Here is a 17,718-nt window from a genome sequence, read left to right on the forward strand (position 1 = left end):
CATAAAACCCGGATCGTCCTCGGCTATACTCCCCCCATTTTTGAATGGGTTCGAGGGCTGGCTGTGAAGAACTGGACGTTGCGCCAACGCATTTTGGCGAGCTTTGCGGTGATCATCACCATCATGCTGCTGATGGTCGTCGTCTCGTACTCGCGGCTGTTGAAGATCGAGGCCGGAGAGGAGCGCATGCGTTCCGATGCCATCCCGGGGGTCTATTTCAGTTCGATGATCCGTGGCTCGTGGGTCGACAACTACCTGCGCACCCAGGCCATCCTCGGCTTGAACCAGAGCAAGGGCGTCACCGCCCAGGACGATGCCGACTACAAGGCTTTCGAGCAGCGCCTGCAGCAGTACATGGCCGGCTACAAGGACAGCATTCGTAGCGAGAGCGACCTGAAGGAGTTCAACGATTTCGAGAACTACCACCAGAGCCTGCTCAATATCCTGGCCACGATCCTGGACCTGCATCGGCGCAACCAGACCGCTGAAGCCATCCGCCTGTTCAATGAACAAATGACCCCCACCTGGGTTGCCGGCCGGATGAAGCTCAACGACATCATCGAAGAGAACAAGGGCGTGGCCGATTCGGCCGCTGCGCAGATCGATGACGCGGTGCTTGCCGCCAAGGTCAGCATGGGGGTTTCGCTGCTGGTGGCGATCCTGGCGGCCGGCCTGTGCGGCCTGTTGCTGATGCGGGCGATCATGTCGCCGATGAACCGTATCGTCGACATCCTGGAAATCATGCGCACCGGCGACTTGAGCGGTCGCTTGAACCTGGAGCGCAAGGACGAATTCGGCGCGGTGGAAACCGGCTTCAACGACATGATGAGCGAACTTGCGGCCCTGGTATCCCAGGCCCAGCGCTCGTCGGTGCAGGTCACCACCTCGGTGACCGAGATCGCCGCCACGTCCAAGCAGCAACAAGCCACGGCCACCGAGACCGCAGCAACTACCACCGAGATCGGCGCCACCTCTCGGGAAATCGCCGCCACCTCGCGGGACCTGGTGCGCACCATGACCGAAGTCTCCAGCGCCGCCGACCAGGCCTCGGTGCTCGCCGGCTCGGGCCAGCAGGGGTTGGCGCGGATGGAAGACACCATGCACTCGGTGATGGGTGCGGCGGACCTGGTGAATGCCAAGCTGGCGATCCTCAACGAGAAGGCCGGCAACATCAACCAAGTGGTGGTGACCATCGTCAAGGTCGCCGACCAGACCAACTTGCTGTCGCTCAACGCCGCTATCGAAGCGGAGAAGGCCGGCGAGTACGGGCGCGGTTTTGCCGTGGTGGCCACTGAAGTGCGGCGCCTGGCGGACCAGACGGCGGTCGCGACCTATGACATCGAGCAGATGGTTCGCGAGATCCAGTCGGCGGTGTCGGCGGGTGTCATGGGCATGGACAAGTTCTCCGAAGAGGTCCGGCGCGGCATGGCCGAAGTGCAGCAGGTGGGCGAGCAGCTGTCGCAGATCATCCACCAGGTCCAGGCCCTGGCGCCGCGGGTGCTGATGGTCAACGAGGGCATGCAGGCCCAGGCCACAGGCGCCGAGCAGATCAACCACGCACTGGTGCAGTTGGGCGATGCCAGCAGCCAGACCGTCGAGTCCCTGCGCCAGGCCAGCTTCGCCATCGATGAGCTGAGCCAGGTGGCCGTGGGCCTGCGTGGCGGCGTTTCGCGTTTCAAAGTCTGATGGACGAGCTCGCGCACAAGCGCCATGGCGCTGCCGGGGCCAAGAGCGTCTTGTTCCTGGTCTTTCGCATCGGCGACGAGCGTTATGCGCTGCGCGCCGTGGACGTAGTGGAGGTGTTGCCGCGCCTGCAGCTCAAGCCCATTGCCCAGGCCCCGGCCTGGGTGGCGGGGGTCTTCGCCTATCGTGGCGTGGTGGTCCCGGTCATCGATTTGTGCCAGCTGACCTTCGGCCGTCCGGCACAGCAGCGCACCAGCACGCGGTTGGTGCTGGTGCACTATCACGGCGATGCCGGACAGCCGGCCCGGGTGCTGGGGCTGTTGCTGGAGCAGGCCAACGACACCCTGCGCTGCGATCCGGCGCGGTTCCAGCCCTATGGCCTGGACAACTCCCAGGCGCCCTACCTGGGGCCGGTGCTGGAGGATGAGCAGGGCCTGTTGCAGTGGGTACGGGTCGACGACCTGCTGGGCGCGCCGGTCCGCGACTTGCTGTTTCCCAATCCGCCGCTGGACCCGGCCGCGCTCGAGGAGCTTCGATGAGCGGCGAACAACGGTTCTTCGATTTCCTCAAGGAACGCATCGGCCTGGATGTCGCCTCCGTGGGGCCGGCGATCATCGAGCGGGCGCTGCGCCAGCGCTGCAACGCCTTGCATATCCATGGCAGCGACGAGTACTGGCAGCGGTTGCAGGGCTCGCGGGAAGAGCAGCAGGCCCTGATCGAGGCGGTGATCGTTCCCGAGACCTGGTTCTTCCGTTACCCGGAATCCTTCTCCACCCTGGTCAAGCTGGCCACCGCGCGCCTGGCCCAACTCAAGGGCATGCGTGCCCTGCGCCTGTTGAGCCTGCCCTGTTCCACCGGCGAGGAGCCCTATTCGATCGCCATGGCCCTGCTGGACGGCGGCCTGGCGCCCCATCAGTTCAAGGTCGATGGCCTGGACGTCAGTCCGTTGTCGGTGGAGCGCGCCAGGAGCGCGGTCTACGGCAAGAACTCCTTCCGTGGCCAGGACATCGGCTTTCGTGAGCGGCATTTCGTCGCCGAGGACGAGCGCTATCGCCTGAGCGAGAGGGTGCGCGAGCAGGTGCGCCTGCAAGTGGGCAACGTGATGGAGCCAGGGTTGCTGGCCGCCGAGCCGGCCTTCGACTTCGTCTTTTGCCGCAACCTGCTGATCTATTTCGACCAGCCGACCCAGCGTCAGGTGTTCGAGGTGCTCAAGCGCCTCACCCACGAGGAGGGCGTGCTGTTCATCGGACCGGCCGAGGGCAGCCTGCTGGGGCGCCTGGGCATGCGCTCGATCGGCATTCCCCAGTCCTTCGCCTTCAGGCGCCACAACGAACCCGAGCCGGTACCGGTGCTGGCGCAACCCATGCCGCCGCCACTGCCGATTCCGTCTCGCAATATCGTGCCGCCGGCGCCGCGCCAGCGCCCTTTCGCCAGCCGCCTGGCGTCCTTGCCGGCGGTGGAGCCCGCGCGGCCCGCCAGCGATGCCGCCAGCTTGCTGGCCAGCATCGCCACGCTGGCCAACGAGGGCAAGAGCGCCGAGGCCCGCGCCGCTTGCGAGCGCTATCTGCGCGAGCATGAGCCGGCGGCCCAGGTGTTCTACTGGCTGGGCCTGCTCAGCGATGTTTCCGGCAACGCCATGGAGGCCCAGGGTTTCTATCGCAAGGCCTTGTACCTGGAGCCGCAGCACCCCGAGGCCCTGGCCCACCTGGCGGCGTTGCTGGCCTCCCAGGGCGATGCGGCTGGCGCCCAACGCTTGCAGGATCGCGCGGCCCGTAGCTCGCGCACCGCCGACAGTGAGTTGAAACGATGAGCCATCCCTATTCATTGGACGTGACCCGTGAAGATGCGCAGGCCATCGATGACTGCTGGAACCGCATCGGCATCCATGGCGACAAGTCCTGCCCTCTGCTGGCCGAGCACATCCATTGCCGCAACTGTTCGGTGTATTCGGCTGCCGCCACGCGCCTGCTGGACCGTTATTCGTTGCGCCAGCAGGACCGTGAGCGCTCGGTGGCCGAGGAAACCGACAGCGATGTGGCCAGCCGCTCGCTGCTGATGTTCCGTCTTGGCGAGGAATGGCTGGGGTTGCCTACCCGCTGTCTGTTGGAAGTGGCGCCGCAACAGGCGATCCATTCCCTGCCGCACCAGCGTTCACGAGCCTTGCTGGGGGTGGCCAATGTCCGCGGGGCGTTGGTGGCCTGCCTGTCGTTGACCGAGTTGCTGGGGCTCGACAGCACGCCGGCGATAGCCTCCAGTGCCCGGGTGATGCCGCGGATGCTGATCATCGGTGCCGAAGGCGGCCCGGTGGTGGTGCCGGTGGACGAGGTGCATGGCATCCATGCCATCGAGGAACGCATCCTCGACAACGCTTCGGCGTCCGGTGACCAGGCCAATGCCAAATACACCCGTGGCGTGTTGCAATGGCAAGGACGCAGCTTGCGCTTGCTGGATGAAGAGCAATTGCTCTCGGCCGTGACCCGGAGCCTGACATGACCCCCGATCAAATGCGCGACGCCTCGCTGCTGGAGCTGTTCAGCCTGGAAGCCGAGGCTCAGACCCAGGTGCTCAGCGCCGGGTTGCTGGCCCTGGAGCGCAACCCGACCCAGGCCGACCAGCTGGAGGCCTGCATGCGTGCGGCCCACTCCCTCAAGGGCGCGGCCCGGATCGTCGGGATCGATGCCGGTGTCAGCGTCGCCCATGTCATGGAGGATTGCCTGGTCAGTGCCCAGGAAGGGCGCCTTTATCTGCAACCCGAGCACATCGACGCCTTGCTCCAGGGCACCGACCTGCTGATGCGCGTCGCCACTCCAGGCGGTGCCGAACTGGCGGCCCCGGATATCCAGGCCTATGTGGCGCTGATGGAGCGCTTGTTGACCCAGGGCCCTGGCGCGCCGCAGCTGGCAGCGCCAGGCGTGCCGGCGCCTGTTGCTGCTGGCCTGCCGGAACTGTTGCTCGAGCCCAGGCTGCAGATGCCGGAGCCTGCGCCGACGCTGGCCGATCTCGAGCCTGAAGCGCAGGCGCCTGACGATCCAGCCCAGGAACCAGTCCCGGGCCTGCGCCGTGGCCGACGGGTCACCGATGGCGGTGAGCGGGTACTGCGGGTCACCGCCGAACGGCTCAACAGCCTGCTGGATCTGTCCAGCAAATCCCTGGTGGAAACCCAGCGGCTCAAGCCGTACCTGGCCACCATGCAGCGTCTCAAGCGGATCCAGAACAACAGCCTGGCGGCCCTGGAGAACCTCAACCTGCATCTGAAGGAGCATGCCCTGGGCCTTGAGGCCCAGGAGGCCCTGGCGGATGCGCGGCGGTTGCTGGCCGAGTCCCAGCAGCTGCTGGCGGAAAAGACCGCCGAGCTCGATGAGTTCGGCTGGCAGGCGAGCCAGCGCGCCCAGGTGCTCTACGACACGGCCCTGGCCTGCCGGATGCGGCCCTTCGCCGATGTGTTGGGCGGCCAGGCCCGCATGGTCCGGGACTTGGGGCGCAGCCTGGGCAAGCAGGTGCGCCTGGAGATCGAGGGTGAAAAGACCCAGGTCGACCGCGACGTGCTGGAAAAGCTCGAAGCACCGCTGACCCATCTGTTGCGCAATGCCGTCGACCACGGCATCGAACTGCCCGAGCAGCGCTTGCTGGCGGGCAAGCCGGCCGAGGGGGTGATTCGCCTGCGGGCCTCGCACCAGGCCGGGTTGCTGGTGCTGGAGTTGAGCGACGACGGGCATGGCGTGGACCTGGAGCGCTTGCGCCTGAGTATCGTCGAGCGTCATCTATCGCCGGCCGAGACTGCCGCCCAGCTCAGCGAGGAGGAGTTGCTGACGTTCCTGTTCCTGCCGGGTTTCAGCCTGCGGGACAAGGTCACGGAGGTTTCCGGCCGGGGCGTCGGCCTGGATGCGGTGCAGCACATGGTGCGCCAGCTGCGTGGGGCGGTGGTGTTGGAGCAGGTCAGCGGCCAAGGCAGTCGCTTCCACCTTGAGGTGCCGTTGACCCTGTCGGTGGTGCGCAGCCTGGTGGTGGAGGTGGGGGGCGAAGCCTATGCCTTCCCGCTGGCCCATATCGAGCGCATGCGCGACCTGGAGCCGGAGGACATCGTCCAGGTGGAGGGGCGCCAGCATTTCTGGCACGAGGGCCGGCATGTCGGCCTGGTAGCCGCCAGCCAGCTGTTGCAGCGGCCGGCGACCCAGGATGGCGCGGCTACCTTGAAGGTGGTGGTGATCCGCGAGCGCGAGGCGGTGTACGGCATCGCCGTGGAGCGCTTCATCGGCGAGCGGACCCTGGTGGTGCTGCCGCTGGACGAGCGCCTGGGCAAGATCCAGGACATTTCCGCCGGTGCCCTGCTGGATGACGGCCGGGTGGCGTTGATCGTCGATGTCGAGGACATGCTGCGCTCGGTGGACAAGCTGCTCGACACCGGTCGCCTGGAGCGCATCGCCCGGCATCACCAGCAACATGCCCAGGCCGCGCGCAAGCGGATCCTGGTGGTCGACGACTCGCTGACGGTGCGCGAACTGCAGCGCAAGCTGCTGATCAATCGCGGCTACGACGTGGCCGTGGCCGTGGACGGCATGGACGGCTGGAATGCCCTGCGCTCGGAAAGCTTCGACCTGCTGATCACCGACATCGACATGCCGCGCATGGATGGGATCGAACTGGTCACGCTGCTGCGTCGCGACAATCGCCTGCAGTCGTTGCCGGTGATGGTGGTGTCCTACAAGGATCGTGAGGAAGACCGGCGCCGTGGACTGGATGCCGGTGCCGACTATTATCTAGCCAAGGCCAGTTTCCATGACGACGCCCTGCTGGATGCGGTGGTGGAACTGATTGGAGGAGCGCGGGCGTGAAGATAGCGATAGTCAATGACATACCCATGGCGGTGGAGGCGTTGCGCCGGGCGCTGGCCTTCGATCCCAGCCATGAGGTGGTCTGGGTCGCCACCAACGGGGCGGAAGCGGTGCAGTACTGCGCCGAGCTGACCCCGGACCTGATCCTGATGGACCTGATCATGCCGGTGATGGACGGGGTCGAGGCCACGCGGCGGATCATGGCCGAGTCGCCTTGCGCCATCGTCATTGTCACCGTCGACCGCCAGCAGAACGTGCATCGGGTGTTCGAGGCCATGGGCCACGGCGCCCTGGATGTGGTCGACACGCCGGCGGTGGGGGCGGGCAACGCCCAGGAGGCGGCGGCGCCGTTGCTGCGCAAGATCCTCAATATTGGCTGGCTGATCGGCCAGAGTGGCAGTCGCGTGCGTTCCGCGCCGCAACCCCTGCGCAACGGTGCGGCGCGTCGCAGCCTGGTGGCCATCGGTTCCTCGGCCGGCGGGCCGGCAGCCCTGGAAGTGTTGCTCAAGGGCTTGCCAAAGGACTTTCCCGCCGCCATCGTGCTGGTCCAGCATGTCGACCAGGTGTTCGCCGCGGGCATGGCCGAGTGGCTCAGCAGTGCATCGGGGTTGCCAGTGCGCCTGGCCCGGGAAGGGGAGCCGCCACAAAGCGGCACGGTGCTGCTGGCGGGCACCAACCATCACATCCGCCTGTTGAAGAACGGCACGCTGGCCTATACCGCCGAGCCGGTGAACGAGATATACCGACCCTCCATCGACGTATTTTTTGAAAGTGTCGCCAGTTACTGGAATGGCGATGCGGTGGGCGTGTTGCTGACGGGCATGGGCCGAGATGGCGCCCAGGGCTTGAAGCTGATGCGCGATCAGGGTTATCTGACCATCGCTCAGGACCAGAACAGCAGCGCGGTGTATGGCATGCCCAAGGCGGCCGCTGCCATCGGCGCCGCCGCAGAGATTCGCCCACTGGACAAGATCGCTCCACGTTTGCTGGAGATATTCGCCAAATGACTGATAAACGCAGCTGTCCTGGCCAGGTAGCACTTCAGGTGACAACCCATGAATGATTTACAGCTCGACGAATTCAAGACCGACGAAAACGCCGCCATGGTGTTGCTGGTGGACGACCAGGCCATGATCGGCGAGGCGGTTCGGCGTGGGTTGGCGAATGAGGAAAATATCGACTTCCACTTCTGCGCCGATCCACACCAGGCCATTGCCCAGGCGATCCGCATCAAGCCCACGGTGATCCTCCAGGACCTGGTGATGCCGGGCCTGGACGGCCTGACCCTGGTGCGCGAGTACCGCAACCACCCGGCGACCCAGAACATCCCGATCATCGTCCTGTCCACCAAGGAAGACCCGCTGATCAAGAGCGCGGCCTTCGCCGCCGGGGCCAACGACTACCTGGTCAAGCTGCCGGACAACATCGAGCTGGTGGCACGCATCCGCTATCACTCGCGTTCCTACATGACCCTGTTGCAGCGGGATGCCGCCTACCGGGCGCTACGGGTCAGCCAGCAACAGCTGCTGGACACCAACCTGGTGCTGCAGCGGCTGATGAACTCCGACGGCCTGACCGGGCTGTCCAACCGTCGGCACTTCGACGAGTACCTGGAGCTGGAATGGCGCCGGGCCATGCGTGAGCAGACCCAGCTGTCGCTGCTGATGATCGACGTCGACTACTTCAAGACCTACAACGATACCTTCGGCCACCTGGAGGGCGACGAAGCCCTGCGCAAGGTGGCCGCGGCGATCCGCGAGGCCAGCAGCCGGCCATCCGACCTGCCGGCGCGCTACGGCGGCGAGGAGTTCGTGCTGGTGCTGCCCAATACCTCGCCGGGTGGTGCGCGCCTGGTGGCCGAGAAGCTGCGCCAGACCGTCGAGGCCTTGAAAATCCCCCATATCGCGCCGGTGGAAGGGGCCAGCCTGACCATCAGCATCGGCCTGTCGACCATGACTCCGCAGCCCAACAGCCATTGCCGGCAGCTGATCTCGGCGGCGGACAAGGGCCTCTATCTGGCCAAGAACAATGGGCGCAATCAGGTGGGGATCGAGTAACCGCTTCAGTTGCCGGGCTGTTGGTCCCTGGGTACTTCGATAAAGGTATCGGGGAACAGGTAATAGCAGTGGCTCGAGGTTTGCGAGCAGGTCAGCAGCACGGCTTCGACTCTGTACTGGGCATGGGTGTTGAGTTTTCCAGCGCTGAACAGATTGTCGATCAGGTTGCTGGCGGCGATAGGATAGTCACCGAAGGCGTAGCGCCAGTGGCTGTTTCTGTGGGCGTTGACCCAGGTGGCGCTGAACTGCGCCTGCAGCCATAGGGTTTGCGTGCCCACGGTGTTTTCCATGGCGCGGGTGCGGTAGTAGATCCACCACCAGAGAAATACCGCCAAAGGCACGGCCAGGGTCCAGGCCAGCAGCGGGTGGATGAACAAGCCGAGGCCCAGCAGCGGTATGGCGGCGAACAGGCTGAGGATGAAGTACACCACTGCCCGTGAGCCCCTCAGGTTGCGCCTTTCCCGGGCGAGGATATGGCGGATCTCTGAATCAGTGAGGGTTCTTTCCATGGAGGGGCGCTGGCGGTTTCTGCTGGTAGTGGGAAACAGGGAATGAAGCCTGAGCCAGGATTATAGAGCTCCCGATATGCCGGTTGGCGTGGCTATTCGTTGTTAAAGCCGCCAAGCGGGCTGCCGCCATTCGGTGATTCCGTTATAATCGCCGGCTTTCAAAAGTTCGCCAACGAGTGCTGCCATCCATGGAAATCAACCCGATCCTGAATACCATCAAGGACCTGACCGAGCGTTCCCAGTCCATTCGGGGGTATCTTTGACTACGATCAAAAGCATGACCGCCTGATCGAAGTCAACCGCGAGCTGGAAGACCCCAACGTCTGGAACAAGCCCGAGTACGCCCAGGCACTGGGGCGCGAGCGCTCCATGCTGGCACAGGTCGTGGAGACCCTGGACAAGCTGTCCGGTGGCCTCGCGGACTGCAAGGACTTGCTCGACATGGCCGTCGAAGAGAATGACGAAGGCGCCGTTAGCGACGTCGAGACCGAGCTGCAGGGCCTGGAAGAAGCCCTGGCCCAGCTTGAGTTCCGTCGCATGTTCAGTGGCGAGATGGACATGAACAACGCCTACCTGGACATCCAGGCCGGCTCCGGTGGCACCGAGGCCCAGGACTGGGCCAACATCCTGCTGCGCATGTATCTGCGCTGGGCCGACAAGCGCGGTTTCGACGCCACCATCATGGAACTGTCCGAGGGTGACGTCGCCGGCATCAAGGGCGCCACCGTGCACATCAAGGGCGAGTACGCCTTCGGCTGGCTGCGTACCGAGATCGGCGTGCACCGCCTGGTGCGCAAGAGCCCGTTCGACTCCGGCGCCCGTCGCCATACTTCGTTCTCGGCGGTATTCGTCTCGCCCGAGATCGACGACAAGGTCGAGATCGAGATCAACCCGTCCGACCTGCGCATCGATACCTATCGCTCCTCCGGCGCCGGCGGCCAGCACGTGAACACCACCGACTCGGCGGTGCGGATCACCCACGTGCCGACCAACACCGTGGTCAGCTGCCAGAACGAACGTTCCCAGCACGCCAACAAGGACACCGCCATGAAGATGCTGCGGGCCAAGTTGTACGAGCAGGAAATGCAGAAGCGCAACGCCGCCTCGCAGGCCTTGGAAGACACCAAGTCGGACATCGGCTGGGGCCACCAGATCCGTTCCTACGTACTGGATGACTCGCGCATCAAGGACCTGCGCACCGGCGTTGAGCGCAGCGACTGCCAGAAGGTCCTGGACGGCGACCTCGACCAATACCTGGAAGCGAGCCTCAAGCAGGGGCTGTAAACCGCACACCACCGCCGCGATACCGGCCATTGCCGGTATCGCGTGCCCTGCCCGACAGGGGCAATGAACACCTGATGGAAAGAATGACGACATGAGCGACCTCAAGACCGAAGCGCAAGACCTGCAACAGGAAGAAAACGCCCTGATCGCCCTGCGCAAGGAAAAACTTGCCGCAGAGCGTGCCAAAGGCAATGCCTTCCCCAACGACTTCCGTCGCGACAGCTACTGCAACGATCTGCAGAAACAGTACGCGGACAAGACCAAGGAAGAGCTGGAAGCAGCGGCGATCCCGGTCAAGGTGGCAGGTCGCATCATGCTCAACCGTGGCTCGTTCATGGTGATCCAGGACATGACCGGCCGCATCCAGGTCTACGTCAACCGCAAGACCCTGGCGGAAGAAACCCTGGCCGCGGTGAAGACCTGGGACCTGGGCGACATCATCAGCGCCGAAGGCACCCTGGCCCGTTCCGGCAAGGGCGACCTGTACGTCGAGATGACCAACGTGCGCCTGCTGACCAAGTCGCTGCGCCCGCTGCCGGACAAGCACCATGGCCTGACCGACACCGAGCAGCGCTACCGCCAGCGCTACGTCGACCTGATGGTCAACGAGGAAACCCGCCACACCTTCCGCGTGCGCTCCCAGGTCATCGCCCACATTCGTAGCTTCCTGGCCAAGCGCGACTTCCTCGAAGTCGAGACGCCGATGCTGCAGACCATCCCTGGCGGCGCGGCGGCCAAGCCGTTCGAAACCCACCACAACGCCCTGGACATGGCCATGTTCCTGCGTATCGCGCCGGAGCTGTACCTCAAGCGCCTGGTTGTCGGCGGGTTTGAGAAAGTGTTCGAGATCAACCGCAACTTCCGTAACGAAGGCGTCTCGACTCGTCACAACCCTGAATTCACCATGCTTGAGTTCTACCAGGCCTACGCCGACTACAACGACAACATGGACCTCACCGAGGAACTGTTCCGCGAGTTGGCGCAGTTGGTCCTGGGCAGCACCGACGTGCCGTACGGCGACAAGGTGTTCCACTTCGGCGAGCCGTTCGTGCGCCTGTCGGTGTTCGACTCGATCCTCAAGTACAACCCGGAGCTGACCGCCGCCGACCTGCAGGACGTCGACCGCGCCCGCGAGATCGCCAAGAAGGCTGGCGCCAAGGTGCTGGGCCATGAAGGCCTGGGCAAGCTGCAGGTGATGATTTTCGAGGAGTTGGTGGAGCACAAGCTGGAGCAGCCGCACTTCATCACCGAGTACCCGTTCGAAGTTTCGCCACTGGCCCGTCGCAACGACGACAACCCGGCCGTGACCGACCGCTTCGAGCTGTTCATCGGTGGTCGCGAGATCGCCAACGCCTATTCCGAGCTCAACGATGCCGAGGACCAGGCAGAGCGCTTCCTGGCCCAGGTGGCCGAGAAGGACGCCGGTGACGACGAAGCCATGCACTACGACGCCGACTTCGTGCGGGCCCTGGAATACGGCATGCCGCCGACCGCCGGTGAAGGCATCGGCATCGACCGCCTGGTGATGCTGCTGACCAACTCGCCGTCGATCCGCGACGTGATCCTGTTCCCGCACATGCGGCCACAGGCCTGACATGTCGTGAATGAGAAGCCGCCTTCACCAGGCGGCTTTTTATTGTCTGGGTGGAACTGACGTACCGCTTCTGATTCCGTGTGACTGATAAGAGGAATACCTGTCGTGAACCGCGCAATTGCTCAAGAGGGTGCAGCTGGCATCGCCACCGCGGTGGCTGAAAGCGTTCAGTACCAGGGCCGCAAGGCCAGTCGCCAGGGCAGTGAACAGCGCCGACAGGAGATTCTCGATGCCGCCATGCGCATCGTCGTACGTGATGGCGTGCGGGCCGTGCGCCATCGCGCGGTAGCCGCCGAGGCCGGTGTGCCGTTATCGGCCACCACCTACTATTTCAAGGATATCGATGACCTGCTCACCGATACCTTCGCCCAATATGTCGAACGCAGCGCGGCGTTCATGGCCAAGCTGTGGACCAACAATGAAGGGCTGCTGCGGGAAATGGTCGCCTATGGCGACGGCAGCCCGGCGTGTCGTTCGCAACTGGCTGACGATATCGCGCGGATGACCGCCGACTACGTGCAGCGCCAGCTCAGCACCCGGCGCGAGCACCTGATGGCCGAGCAGGCGTTCCGCCAGGAGGCGCTGCTCAATCCGCGCCTGGCGCAGTTGGTGCGCTCGCACCAGCAGATCCTGCTGCAGGGTACTTGCCAGTTCTTCCAGGTCCTGGGATCGCGGGAGCCACAGCAAGATGCCAAGGTGTTGACGTCTATAATCGGCCGAATGGAGTATCAGGGCCTGCTCAACGATGCCGAGCCTCTGGCCGACGAGGAAATGCTCGGCATCCTGACCCGCTACATGCACCTGGTGCTGGCCTCCGTATGAGGTAGCGGCCCGGCCGGGAACGGATCAACCGAGCACCAGGTCAATTCAGGAGCGACGAGCTCTTCGTCGCAGCGGTACGCGTCCAGCGGGCCGCCCAGTAACAGGTTCGAGCGATTCAACAGAGGGAATTTCCGGTGGACGATTACCAGCAGACGATACGCACCTTGTCCGATCGCATAGTGCTGGCGCAGACACCGATCCGCGTGCTGGATGCGGTGAAGTGGGACGAGAGCATCCGCAAGGGTTTTCTCAAGGCCAAGGGCAAGGAAATGCCGGCGGTAGACCGCGCCTACTACGAAGGTCGCCCGCTGTCCTTCGACTCCGGCGCGGTGAAGCTGGAATTCCAGAACATCGAGCGCGACATCACTCGCCAGCTGGGCCAGTTCAACCCGGTGGGGCAGATCATGCGCCGCATGTGCAAGGAATACCGCATGGTGGTGCGCATGCTCGAGGCCCGCGGCACCGGCGACTTCGGCCTGATTTCCCAGGAGCTGTACGGCGCCGCTTCGGATGCCTTCCATGCCGGCGACCCGACCCTGGCGGACCTCGGCCTGATGATGTCCGACTACCTGAACAACATCGACGGTCGTGGCGACCTCAAGGACGAGCCCAAGACCCTGAGCGCCAAGGATGCGGTGAGCCTGCTGCAGGGCCGGCTGAACAAGGTCTTCGGCGAGGCCGAGGAGACCATCCGGGTCTTCGAGTCCGACGGTATCGTCGCCGATGCGGCGGCGGGTGCCGACTACATCAAGATCCGCAGCGATGCGATGTTCAACGACCGTGATGTAAGGGCCCTGGAAGTCCACGAAGGGCTGGTGCATGTAGGCACCACCCTGAACGGCTTGAACCAGCCGATCTGCACCTTCCTGGCCAAGGGCCCACCCTCGTCGACGGTGACCCAGGAAGGCCTGGCGATCCTCATGGAGATCATCACCTTCGCCTCCTACCCCAGCCGCCTGCGCAAGCTGACCAACCGGACCCGGGCCATCCACATGGTGGAGGAGGGGGCGGATTTCCTGCAGGTGTTCGAGTTCTTTCGCGAACAGGGTTTCGAGATGGCCGAGAGCTATGGCAACGCCAGCCGGGTGTTCCGTGGTTCGGTGCCCACGGGGCTGCCTTTTACCAAGGACTTGTCCTACCTCAAGGGCTTCATCATGGTTTACAACTACATTCAGCTCGCCGTGCGCAAGGGCAAGCTGGAGCAGGTGCCGCTGCTGTTCTGCGGCAAGACCACCCTGGAAGACATGCGTACCCTGCGCCAACTGGTGGACGAAGGGATGGTGGTGGCGCCCAAGTACCTGCCCGACCAGTTCCGCGACATGAACGCCCTGTCGGCATGGATGTGCTTCTCCAACTTCCTCAACCACCTGAGCCTGGACCGGATCGAGGCCGACTACTCCAACATCCTTTGACTGCAGCCGGGGGGCGCACATGGACGTATCCAAAGATATCCGTAGCCGCCACGGGCTGCTTCAGCAGGCGCGGCCATCGAATGCGGACCACGCCCCGGCGCAATGCCGTGCGGGGTATCGCGGGTGAGCAGGCTACTCAAGTGTTGCGCGGTTCTTGCCCTGTTGCTGGGCCTGCACGGTTGCAGTTCGCTGCTGTTCTATCCCGAGCCGGGCCTGCCCTTCACCCCGGAGCGGGCCAAGCTCGAATACCGTGACGTCACCCTGACCACCGCCGATGGTCTCAAGCTCCATGCCTGGTGGCTGCCGGCCAAGGCCGGGGTGCCGGTCAAGGGGACGGTGCTGCACCTGCATGGCAATGGCGGCAACCTGGCCTGGCACCTGGGCGGCAGCTGGTGGCTACCGGAGCAGGGCTACCAGGTGTTGTTGCTGGACTATCGCGGCTACGGCTTGTCCGAGGGCGAACCGTCCCTGCCGGCGATCTACCAGGATCTGGACAGCGCCTTCGCCTGGCTGGACCAGGCCCCCGAGGTCCAGGGCAAGCCACTGGTGGTCCTCGGCCAGAGCCTGGGCGGTGCCCTGGCCATCCACTACCTGGTGGAGCATCCCGAACGCCAGGCCCGGCTCAAGGCCATCGTTTTCGATGGCGTGCCGGCCAGTTATCGCGATGTCGGGCGCTACGCCCTGAGCACTTCCTGGCTGACCTGGCCCTTGCAGGTGCCGCTGTCCTGGCTGGTGCCGGATGGCGACAGCGCGATCCATTCCATGGCGCGCCTGACCGGGGTGCCGAAGCTGATCTACCACAGCCTCGACGACCAGCTCGTCCCCTTGTCCAATGGCATCCGCCTGTATCAAGCTGCGCCGCCGCCGCGGGTCCTGCAACTGACCCGCGGCGACCATGTGCAGACCTTCGCCGATCCGACCTGGCGCAGCGTGATGCTGCGCTACCTCGACGACCCACAGCATTTCGACGGGTTGCGCCGCCTGGGGGAAATCCCCAACTACCCGACGACCCCCAATTCAGCAGTTGAACCTCCAGAGAGTCCGCAATGAGTGAAGAACGTAACGTCCTGCCAATGATCATCACCGGTATCTGCAGCATCATCGGTACCGTGGCCTGCCTGTGGTACTACGGCTACCTGCATTTCGCCAAGCCGGAGGATGCGTTGCTGCTCAACGACTTCACCATGCTCAAGACCATTCCCGGGGAGGACTACAAGATCTCCCTCAAGCCGGCAGCCCAGGTGGCCCAGTGCGTCGATGGCGTGCTGGTGCTGTTCGATACCGAGCAGAAGGGCCTGACCGGGGTGCTGGTCGACAACAAGAAGCAGGCGGTGCGCTGCATGGGCCAGGAAACCCCGCAACTGGTGCAGTAGGTTCCCCAGGCTTCGGGGCTGTTTCAGCCAGGCATGAAAAAACGCCGCGGACCTGGGTCCGCGGCGTTTTGTTTTCCCGGCCGGTCAAGGCCGGGGACCGGCATCAGCGGATCGTGGAGCGAGGAGCCACTGGCTGGTTGTCGTTGGAAATGGTCACTTCCACGCGGCGGTTCATGGCTCGGCCGGAAACGCTGCCGTTATCGGCTACCGGGTATTCCTTGCCATAACCCTGGGAGACGATGCGCGCCGGGTCGATACCCATGCGGATCAGCGCCATCTGTACCGAGCCGGCACGGCGCTCGGACAGCGACTGGTTGTAGGCATCGCGACCGGTGCTGTCGGTATAGCCCTCGACGATCACCTTGCGGTCCGGGTTCTGCTGGAGGAACTGCGCCAGCTTGTTGATGTTGGCCAGGCCGGCGGGCTTGAGGTCGGACTTGTTGAGGGCGAACAACACATCGCCGAAGGTCACCAGGGTACCGCGATCGGTCTGCTTGGCGTTGAGGCTGGCCTGCAGTTGCTTGATCTGTGCATCGCGGGCATCGAGGATGGCGCGGGCACGCTGGTCGCCGGCGTCCTTGAGCTTGATCTCGGCGGTACGCAGGGCGATGGTTTCCTTGGCTACTTCAACCCGCTGGTTGGTCAGGTAGGCCAACTGGTCGACTTTTTTCTCGTTCTCCTTGTCCAGGTAGGCCTGGTCGGCCTTGTTCATCCAGTCGGAGGCGTCCTTGGTTTCCAGGGCGGCGAGCTTGCTGGCCTGCGGGTTGGCTTGCAGGGCCGAGAAGTTGGTCCGGGCGTTTTCCAGGTTGGCGTTAGGCGGGGTGGAGCAGGCCGCCAGGGCTACGCTCATGGCCAACAGGGCAGGGATCATCAGTTGTTTGCGCATAGTGTTCGTCCTTTCAATCGATTACGAGTACGTGGGAATCGGCGGCGGCTTACTGCACGCTGCGCATACCTTCCTGACGCAGTTCCTGAACGCCTTTCTGGGAGTCCTTCAGCGCCTGCTCGGCCTTGGCGGCCTGGGCCTTGCGCTCGGCTACCCGGGCATCCCACTCGGCCTGTTCAGCCAGGCGCCGAGCCTCGTCGTAGTTCTTGTCGTGCATGGCGATTTCAGCTTGCTTGAGCTTGTCCTGTGCAGCCTTCATTTCCACTGCGGCGAATTCGGTGCCGCCCGCGGTCACTGCGCTATTGACCGCAGATTGGGTGACCGCGTACTGCTCGGAAGGCGGATTCCCGGCACAACCGGCCAGTACCATGCTGCTACCGAGGGCCAGCGCGGCCAGTTTCAGTCCGCGCAGAGAGGTGAACGAGGATTTGGCAGTGCTGATCTTCATGGTCTTCAACTCCATTGGGTAACTCCTGGGAAACATCAAAATCCACCCCGGTCCTGGCGCCGTGACGCTGAGTGACTACAAGCGCTGATGGCAAAATTTGAAACGGCCGTTCCAGTGATGGCTAATGGGTGTGACCTGAGGCGTTTTTGAATAGTTCAGCGAAAGCTGGCGATTGGCCAAAAAAAATTTGGCGCCCCGAAAACCCCCGGAAACCGGGAACTTTTGCCGCTTGCAGAGGTAATCCCGGTCGCTTGCGCAGCCGGGAAAGGGGAGGGAGGAAGGGCGATTCAGTGCTTGGGTTTGTCCACCTGGCTCGACATCAGGTGCAGATGCTGGCGCGACAGCGCCAGGAAGCGCGGAGTAGGGCCGACGTCCTCATACAGTGGATCGCCTTCCTCGTCGGTGGCCACCACATGTTGGCCCTGGACATAGGGGAAGCTCGCCTCGAGCTCCTCCAGGGCGGCGCCGATCAGTTCGCCCAAAAGCTCCTCGGTCTGGCGCTTGGGGTACATCTCGGACAGGGCGGCCAGGCGCGCGGCGGCCTCCATGTCCAGGTGGATCCGGTAGCTGGTCCGGGTCAGGCGACCCTTGGCGTTCTCTTCCCAGTGTTGCGCGAGTTCACGGATTTTCATGCTGGCCTCGATGACACCTGCTCGTGGCAGGGCAGTGGGTTGACCGGACGATGCCGGTGAGCGGCCGTTGTGCGGCCTATCCTTGAGACTAGCTTCATCGCCGAAGGTCGGTGCCCGGTTCGTCCCATGCTTGCTAAGGAGCGCATGCAGGCGGCACTCTTGAGCCTTCCGTGCTGCCTCATAGCC

Annotated in this window: 17 protein-coding genes; 13 read left to right on the top strand and 4 right to left on the bottom strand. The window is 64.1% G+C overall.

The genetic code is table 11. From position 1 onward, the window contains the following. Positions 1-123 precede the first annotated feature (123 nt). The 7 genes from C4K40_RS05690 to C4K40_RS05720 are packed head-to-tail and all read left to right on the top strand — an operon-like array spanning position 124 to position 8,572. Positions 124-1,686, top strand: coding sequence for a methyl-accepting chemotaxis protein (locus C4K40_RS05690; protein ID WP_371263479.1), 1,563 nt, complete (start codon positions 124-126; stop codon positions 1,684-1,686). Continuing rightward, positions 1,686-2,222 (top strand): chemotaxis protein CheW, encoded by a 537-nt coding sequence (locus tag C4K40_RS05695; RefSeq protein ID WP_053134403.1) that lies wholly within the window; start codon positions 1,686-1,688, stop codon positions 2,220-2,222. Before C4K40_RS05690 ends, C4K40_RS05695 begins: the two co-directional genes overlap by 1 nt. Next, positions 2,219-3,493 (top strand): protein-glutamate O-methyltransferase CheR, encoded by a 1,275-nt coding sequence (locus C4K40_RS05700; protein ID WP_053134405.1) that lies wholly within the window; start codon positions 2,219-2,221, stop codon positions 3,491-3,493. Before C4K40_RS05695 ends, C4K40_RS05700 begins: the two co-directional genes overlap by 4 nt. Continuing rightward, positions 3,490-4,176, top strand: a complete 687-nt coding sequence (locus C4K40_RS05705; protein WP_053134408.1) for a chemotaxis protein CheW — start codon at positions 3,490-3,492, stop codon at positions 4,174-4,176. The genes C4K40_RS05700 and C4K40_RS05705 overlap by 4 nt, the downstream gene beginning before the upstream one ends. Next, positions 4,173-6,515 carry a hybrid sensor histidine kinase/response regulator gene (locus C4K40_RS05710; protein WP_053134410.1) on the top strand — a complete coding sequence of 781 codons (2,343 nt, stop codon included), beginning with the start codon at positions 4,173-4,175 and terminating at the stop codon, positions 6,513-6,515. The genes C4K40_RS05705 and C4K40_RS05710 overlap by 4 nt, the downstream gene beginning before the upstream one ends. Then, positions 6,512-7,522, top strand: a complete 1,011-nt coding sequence (locus C4K40_RS05715; protein WP_053134412.1) for a chemotaxis response regulator protein-glutamate methylesterase — start codon at positions 6,512-6,514, stop codon at positions 7,520-7,522. Before C4K40_RS05710 ends, C4K40_RS05715 begins: the two co-directional genes overlap by 4 nt. Before the next feature lie 48 nt (positions 7,523-7,570). Next, complete coding sequence (locus C4K40_RS05720) at positions 7,571-8,572, top strand: PleD family two-component system response regulator (protein WP_053134414.1); 1,002 nt, start codon at positions 7,571-7,573, stop codon at positions 8,570-8,572. A gap of 5 nt (positions 8,573-8,577) precedes the next feature. Here the strand turns inward: C4K40_RS05720 and C4K40_RS05725 are convergent, their stop codons facing one another. After that, the gene (locus C4K40_RS05725) at positions 8,578-9,081 is read right to left on the bottom strand and encodes a hypothetical protein (protein WP_053134416.1); all 504 of its coding nucleotides are present in this window, start codon (positions 9,079-9,081) and stop codon (positions 8,578-8,580) included. Positions 9,082-9,269: 188 nt separating this feature from the next. Here C4K40_RS05725 and prfB point away from each other — a divergent pair. The 6 genes from prfB (at position 9,270) to C4K40_RS05755 (ending at position 15,566) form a co-directional block, all read left to right on the top strand. After that, positions 9,270-10,365 (top strand): peptide chain release factor 2 gene (gene prfB, locus C4K40_RS05730; RefSeq protein ID WP_103324112.1). Its coding sequence is split into 2 segments (ribosomal slippage): positions 9,270-9,341 and positions 9,343-10,365, totalling 1,095 coding nucleotides; the frame shifts between segments, so codons are not numbered across the junction. A 91-nt stretch (positions 10,366-10,456) separates the two neighbouring features. Continuing rightward, a complete protein-coding gene (gene lysS / locus C4K40_RS05735; protein ID WP_022642542.1) occupies positions 10,457-11,959 on the top strand; it encodes a lysine--tRNA ligase in 1,503 nt (500 codons plus the stop codon). A 105-nt stretch (positions 11,960-12,064) separates the two neighbouring features. Then, positions 12,065-12,781: a TetR/AcrR family transcriptional regulator gene (locus tag C4K40_RS05740; protein ID WP_022642543.1), complete on the top strand. Its 717-nt coding sequence runs from the start codon at positions 12,065-12,067 to the stop codon at positions 12,779-12,781. A gap of 134 nt (positions 12,782-12,915) precedes the next feature. After that, positions 12,916-14,193, top strand: coding sequence for a flavohemoglobin expression-modulating QEGLA motif protein (locus tag C4K40_RS05745; RefSeq protein WP_053134418.1), 1,278 nt, complete (start codon positions 12,916-12,918; stop codon positions 14,191-14,193). A gap of 102 nt (positions 14,194-14,295) precedes the next feature. Next, positions 14,296-15,243, top strand: a complete 948-nt coding sequence (locus tag C4K40_RS05750) for an alpha/beta hydrolase (protein WP_031320967.1) — start codon at positions 14,296-14,298, stop codon at positions 15,241-15,243. Next, positions 15,240-15,566 (top strand): hypothetical protein, encoded by a 327-nt coding sequence (locus C4K40_RS05755; RefSeq protein ID WP_031320969.1) that lies wholly within the window; start codon positions 15,240-15,242, stop codon positions 15,564-15,566. Before C4K40_RS05750 ends, C4K40_RS05755 begins: the two co-directional genes overlap by 4 nt. Positions 15,567-15,669: 103 nt before the next feature. Here C4K40_RS05755 and C4K40_RS05760 read toward each other — a convergent pair whose 3' ends face one another. The 3 genes from C4K40_RS05760 to C4K40_RS05770 all read right to left on the bottom strand — a co-directional run bounded on the left by C4K40_RS05760 (position 15,670) and on the right by C4K40_RS05770 (position 17,532). Continuing rightward, complete coding sequence (locus tag C4K40_RS05760; protein ID WP_022642546.1) at positions 15,670-16,452, bottom strand: OmpA family protein; 783 nt, start codon at positions 16,450-16,452, stop codon at positions 15,670-15,672. A gap of 49 nt (positions 16,453-16,501) precedes the next feature. Then, the gene (locus C4K40_RS05765; RefSeq protein WP_022642547.1) at positions 16,502-16,915 is read right to left on the bottom strand and encodes a DUF4398 domain-containing protein; all 414 of its coding nucleotides are present in this window, start codon (positions 16,913-16,915) and stop codon (positions 16,502-16,504) included. A gap of 272 nt (positions 16,916-17,187) precedes the next feature. Next, positions 17,188-17,532: a hypothetical protein gene (locus C4K40_RS05770; RefSeq protein WP_022642548.1), complete on the bottom strand. Its 345-nt coding sequence runs from the start codon at positions 17,530-17,532 to the stop codon at positions 17,188-17,190. Positions 17,533-17,718: the final 186 nt, after the last annotated feature.

The organism is Pseudomonas sp. CMR5c, from assembly GCF_003850545.1.
GTDB classification, from domain to species: domain Bacteria; phylum Pseudomonadota; class Gammaproteobacteria; order Pseudomonadales; family Pseudomonadaceae; genus Aquipseudomonas; species Aquipseudomonas piscis.